Annotated in this window: 3 protein-coding genes; 1 reads left to right on the forward strand and 2 read right to left on the reverse strand. The window is 56.0% G+C overall.

Annotation, left to right across the window (positions count from 1 at the left end):
• Positions 1-411: 411 nt before the first annotated feature.
• Positions 412-798: a c-type cytochrome gene (locus HZB29_10365; protein MBI5815994.1), complete on the forward strand. Its 387-nt coding sequence runs from the start codon at positions 412-414 to the stop codon at positions 796-798.
• 121 nt (positions 799-919) lie between these two features.
• Here the strand turns inward: HZB29_10365 and HZB29_10370 are convergent, their stop codons facing one another.
• Entirely contained in the window at positions 920-2,131 is a 1,212-nt protein-coding gene (locus tag HZB29_10370) for a type II secretion system F family protein (GenBank protein ID MBI5815995.1), read from the reverse strand.
• 32 nt (positions 2,132-2,163) lie between these two features.
• Positions 2,164-3,753, reverse strand: coding sequence for a type II/IV secretion system protein (locus tag HZB29_10375; GenBank protein MBI5815996.1), 1,590 nt, complete (start codon positions 3,751-3,753; stop codon positions 2,164-2,166).
• Positions 3,754-4,027: the final 274 nt, after the last annotated feature.

The following is a 4,027-nucleotide window of genomic DNA, read 5'->3' on the forward strand; positions in this document are numbered from 1 at the left end:
AGCCTGGCCCCCTCAGCTTGAGTCAGACGCTTCTCCCGCCAATCCGTTAACGCCTCTAAAAACCTCATCTTCCGAGTCTCCTGTAACCACTCTGTCCGCTTCATGGCGTTTCCTCCTGGATACACCATAGAACCGGACAGATTATGTGCTACAGACCCGGACAGTTTATGTGCTCTCTACATCATATAAAAATAATCTTGACAGGTTTTAAGCGGAATATTAGCATCAACGTGGCAAATGGGGGGCCAGCCCAAAGTTTTCGCGGGATGGCCGGTTTGCCACATGGGGGAAATCAAAAAATTCCTTTTCTATTCCTTTTGAGTTTCTTGATTTATTGCCCGGCTATGCGCCCGTTCCCGCTGATTTGGCGGGCGGGGGATATGTTCATATAACTTTAAGGAGGTTTTGGGAATGAAGAAATATGTTCTTGCGTTAGCGATGAGTTTTGCGTTTGTCGGCGCTTTGGCCGGCTATGCCGCCGCCGCGGGCGACGCTGGCAAGGGCGAAGGCCTTTTCACTGGCAAAGGCCAGTGCAAAAACTGCCACAAACTTGACGAGAAGGCGCAGGTTGGCCCCGGCCTGAAAGGTGTGACCACCCGCCATGCCGATGCGTGGCTCACCACCTGGCTTGGCGACCCGCAGAAGACCTGGGAAGGCAATGACGCCGACGTCCAGAAGCTGAAGACCTGGAAGCCGGGCAGGGACAAGGCCCCGAAGACGGCCATGAAGATCCCTCATCTTGACGACGCCGAGATCGCCGACCTGATTGCGTTCCTCCACAAGAACGACGGCAAATAACCGCCGTTCCTTAAAGAGCGCTGATAAAACGCCCTCCGCCGCCCGGAGCAAATCCGGATGGCGGAGGGTTTTTGTTTGCGGGGGCTGGTTGTGACGCCGGGCCCGGATTCCTGATGAACGGTTATCCCCGCTTCGCCAACTTGGCCATGTCCCACATGGGCAAAAACACCGCCAGGGCAAGAAGCAGCACGAGGAGCGCCACCATCACCGTCAACACCGGCTCCACATAGGCTGAAATGCGTTTTATTTTCCATTCAGCTTCCTTGCCCAGGCTTTCCCCAAGGTTGACAAGGGATGTGTCCAGCGAGCCTGCCTTCTCCCCGGTCCGGATCATAAGGCCGGAGATTGAAGGCGCCTCCGGGATGGCCTCCACGGGCGTGGCAATGCCGGATCCTTCAGAGACCACCCTTCCAACGTTTTCGATGGCCACGGCCAAATAAGCGTTGCCGGCCACCCGGGCCGAAAGGGAGATGGAACGGATCAGCGGGGCCCCGGCTCCGATAAGGTTGCCCAAAGTGTCCGCCCACCTGGCGAAAAGGATGAGCGACACTATTTCGCCGGCCAATGGAATATTCAAAATCATCCGGTCAAACGAAAGCCTCCCGTCCGGCGTCCTTATCCAATAGGACAATCCGGCGGCGCCAAGGCAGACGCCGGCGAATATAAGGGGGAAATAACTCCAGACCGCATGGTCCATCCATATCAACACCCGCGTGGGGAGAGGAAGGGGGATGTTGGACTTTTCGAACACCGCCACATATCTTGGAATCACAAAGACCATCAGGACGACGACTGCCGCCCCCATGGCCGAAAGGACTATCTTCGGATACCGCGCCGCCTGCCGTGCCGTCCGCTCAAATTCCCTCTGCCGTTCCAGCATGGAGCGGAGCTTTTCCAGGCTTCTGTCCAGCGTTCCGGAATACTCCCCGGCCTCCACCATCGCCGTATAGACTTCGGAAAATACGTCCCGCCGCAAGGCCATCGCTTCGCACAGGCTTTTACCGTCGAGGATCCCCTTGCGAACCGCGTCAACAGCCCCGGAAAAGCCGGGATCGCGGCTTTTTGCAAGTTCCGCAAGAGCCGAATCAAGCGGCGCCCCGGCCTTTACCAGGGTTGCAAGCCGCGTAGTGAATGAAATGAGCTCCTCAGCTTTGACGTTGCCCCCGGACCGGAACATTGGAAAAGAGAATGAAATCTCCGGCCTGGAAATCTTGTATGGGTAAACTCCACCCTGGATCAGCGACCGGGCGGCCTGCGCTTCCGAGGCGCTTTGGATGGAGCCGGACAATTTTGCCCCGGACATGTCGCGGGCCTTATATCTGTACACCGGCATGACATTGGGTCCTCTATTGCGACAATAGCACATCAGGCATGGTCAACGGCCCGGTCCAGCTCCCTGCGGGTGGTCACTCCGCCCAAAACCTTTTTCATGCCGTCCTCCGCCATGGTCTCCATGCCAAGAACGTTGATGGCGTATTCACGGATGGCGGAGACCTGGGGCCGCCCCATCACAAGCGCCGCCATCCCTTCGTCCGGCGCGATGAATTCGAATATCCCGGTCCTTCCCCGGTGTCCGGCGCCGTTGCATTGGGCGCAGGCTACATCCTCCTGCGCGCCTCCGCATTTTTCACATACCTTGCGGACAAGCCTTTGCGCCAGGGCGCCCTTGAGGGTGGAGGCGATTTTATAGGGCTCCACGCCCAGATCCATAAGCCGCGTGAAAGCGGAAGCGGCGTCCCCGGTGTGCATGGTGGTAAGCACGAGCCGCCCAGTCATCGCCGCCGCCACGGCTATCTGGGCTGTCTGCTCGTCCCTCACTTCGCCGACCATTATCACGTCCGGGTCCTGCCGCAGGATGGAGCGCAGGCCGGAAGCGAAGGTCAGGCCGGTTTTAAGGTTTACCTGGCTCTGCCGCACATGTTTTAAACGGCATTCCACCGGATCCTCGATGGAGATAATGGTCTTTTCAGGCGAACTGATGGAGCGCAACGCGGCGTACAACGTGGTGGTCTTGCCTGCTCCGGTGGGGCCTGTCACCACCACAAGCCCCCAAGGGCGTTTCACGGCTTCGGTGAAACCTTTCAGTGTTCGGCCTGAAAGTCCGGTGTCGCCAAGCATGATTGCCGCCCCGCCACCAAGGATACGGATGACCATGGACTCGCCATGAACTGTGGGAAATGTGGAGACCCTCATTTCCCTGAATTCAGGGTTGTTCCCGATTTTGAAAGAGCCGTCCTGAGGCAGCCTTGTTTCGCCGATGTCCATGCCGCCCAATATTTTAATCCTTGAAATCATGGCCGCAGCCTGCTCTTTGTCCCATTCCCCGGCATGGATCATCACTCCATCAATCCGGAACCTGACGCCAACCGAATCTTCCTCCGGTTCAAAATGGATATCCGAAGCCCGCTCGATCGCCGCTCTTTGGATCAGCGAATCAACCAGTTTGGCGATCTTGCCTTTAGGTTCGGCAGACATGTTTGATCGCGGTTCCGGGTGTTCAAAACTCCAGCTCATGCCGTTGTCGCCATTATAAAAACGCATGATGGCGTTTGATATATCCTCCTCCCGGGCGATCACCGCCTTTACTTTGCAACAGAGCCTTGCCTCCACCTCGTCGAGCGCCGCCAGATTCAAAGGATCCGAAACAGCCACGTGCGCCAATCCGCCCTTGTAATATATTGGAATCATTGAATGTTTGCGCGCAAACGATTCCGGGATTTTGTTAAGCAAAGGCGCTGGAGGTTGCGCCGTGGCCAAGTCACACAGCTCCAAACCAAGTTGGGCCGAGAGGATTTCGTACATCTCGTTTTCAGGTATAAAGCCTTTGGATACAATGATTTTACCAAGCCTGCCGCCGGTTGCGGCCTGGTTTTGTAGCGCGTCGGCAAGTTGATCTTCCGAAATAGCGCCGCAGTCCAGAAGGATTGCCCCCAGTTTCTTTTTGCCCCGGTTCATTCTAGGAAAATTATAATAAACAGGTGAGATATTGATGGATATCATATACCCCCAAGCTGGCTTGAGGCAATGCCCGGCTTTATGTTTTTCATCCGCTCCGGCATGCGCCATCAATATTCGGAGGTATAATGCTTATCGCGTTGCCTCACGGGAAAAGGTAACCGAAGGGGGCGTGGATTTTCGCCTCATGGTTCATTGGCCCATAACTCATTAAAAAGCCTCCTGAGTATTTTTTCAAATTCTTTTCTCAAGTGGAAGGGATTGAGCGTGCCAT

It is taken from the genome of Nitrospinota bacterium (genome assembly GCA_016235255.1).
Classification (GTDB): domain Bacteria; phylum Nitrospinota_A; class UBA7883; order UBA7883; family JACRLM01; genus JACRLM01.